This is a genomic window from Pseudonocardia pini (genome assembly GCF_013870575.1).
Classification (GTDB): domain Bacteria; phylum Actinomycetota; class Actinomycetes; order Mycobacteriales; family Pseudonocardiaceae; genus Pseudonocardia; species Pseudonocardia pini.
This window is the reverse complement of record NZ_JACBXB010001107.1, coordinates 1-1,336: the sequence shown is the minus strand read 5'-3', so window position 1 is coordinate 1,336 and position 1,336 is coordinate 1. Positions and strand designations below refer to the sequence as shown.

The window sequence follows — 1,336 nt, the reverse complement described above, 5'->3', positions numbered from 1 at the left end:
CCGTCGATGCGGGAGCGGGCCCAGGTCCACGGCGGATCGCTCGAGGCCGGGGCGACCGCCGACGGTGGGTTCCGGGTCCGCGCGGTGCTGCCCCGATGACCGACGGTCCGACGATCCGGCTGCTGGTGGTCGACGACCAGGCCATGGTCCGGGAGGGCTTCGCGGCGCTGCTCGCGGCACAACCGGACATCGAGGTCGTCGGGACGGCCGAGAACGGGCAGGTCGCGCTGGCCGCGGTGGCCGAGCTCCGCCCGGACGTGGTGCTGATGGACGTCCGGATGCCCGTGCTCGACGGCATCGAGGCGACCAGGGCCCTCGCCGACGGTCCCGAACCGCCCCGGGTCCTGATGCTCACCACCTTCGACCTCGACGACCACATCTACGACGCCCTGCGCGCCGGCGCCAGCGGCTTCCTGCTCAAACACGCCCCGGCGGCCGAGCTGCTGCACGCGGTGCGGGTCGTCGCGGCGGGGGAGGCGCTGCTCGCACCGGAGGTGACCCGACGGCTGATCTCCCACTTCGTCGCCGCCCGTCCCGCCTCGCTCACCGACGCCCGTCCGGAGCGCCTCGCCCCGCTCACCGAGCGCGAGACCGAGGTCCTCCGCCTGGTCGCCGCGGGCTTCTCGAACACCGAGATCGCGGCGCGGCTGGTGGTGGCCGAGCAGACGGTGAAGAGCCACGTGAGCCGGACGTTCACCAAGCTCGGGCTGCGCGACCGTGCCCAGGCGGTGGTGCTGGCCTACGAGTCGGGGCTGGTCAGACCGGGGTCGTGAGCGAGGTTCCGCGCGCCGATCCGGCGCAGGAGCGGCGTCGCGCGCAGCAGCCGCCCCGGCGCGAGGGTGCTCGTCCGCATCATGACGCCGCGCCAGGTCGGCACGGTCCGCACCACGCGTCCGGTGCCGAACATGCCGACCAGCTCGCTCGCGACCCGCTCCGGGGTCAGCAGCACCCCCGACCGCACGAGCGCCCTCGCCCGGGGTTCCATCCCGGACAGCAGCGGCGTGGCGACGCCGTCGGGGTTGATCGCGTGGACGCGGATGCCGTCGGCGCGCAGCTCGGCGGACAGCGACTGGGCCAGCGAGAGCACGGCGGCCTTGGTCGCGGCGTAGAGCGACAGGCCGGGGACGGGCCCGAGCCCGGAGAGGGACGCGGTGATCGCGAGCTCGCCGCCGCCACCCTGGGCGCGGAACGCCTCGATCGCCGCACGGGTGCTCCAGACGACGCCGAGGACGTTGACCGCGACCAGGGCCTCGACCTGGGCGTCCGTGAGCTCGGCCAGCGGTCCGCCGGTGCCGAGCCCGGCGTTCGCCACCCAGGCACCGAGCGGGGCCAGTTC

Annotated in this window: 2 protein-coding genes; one reads left to right on the top strand and one right to left on the bottom strand. The window is 75.1% G+C overall.

Annotation, left to right across the window (positions count from 1 at the left end; genetic code table 11):
- Positions 1-95: 95 nt before the first annotated feature.
- Positions 96-773 carry a response regulator gene (locus H5J29_RS32945; protein WP_181784799.1) on the top strand — a complete coding sequence of 226 codons (678 nt, stop codon included), beginning with the start codon at positions 96-98 and terminating at the stop codon, positions 771-773.
- Here H5J29_RS32945 and H5J29_RS32940 read toward each other — a convergent pair.
- Positions 740-1,336: SDR family NAD(P)-dependent oxidoreductase (locus tag H5J29_RS32940; protein WP_181784798.1), on the bottom strand; the 597-nt coding region annotated here is incomplete at its 5' end. The two genes, H5J29_RS32945 and H5J29_RS32940, sit on opposite strands and share 34 nt — an antisense overlap.

Bases quoted from the DNA above. Each gene is read 5' to 3' on its own strand.
- H5J29_RS32945 (WP_181784799.1), top strand. From the start codon at position 96: ATGACCGACGGTCCGACGATCCGGCTGCTGGTGGTCGACGACCAGGCC.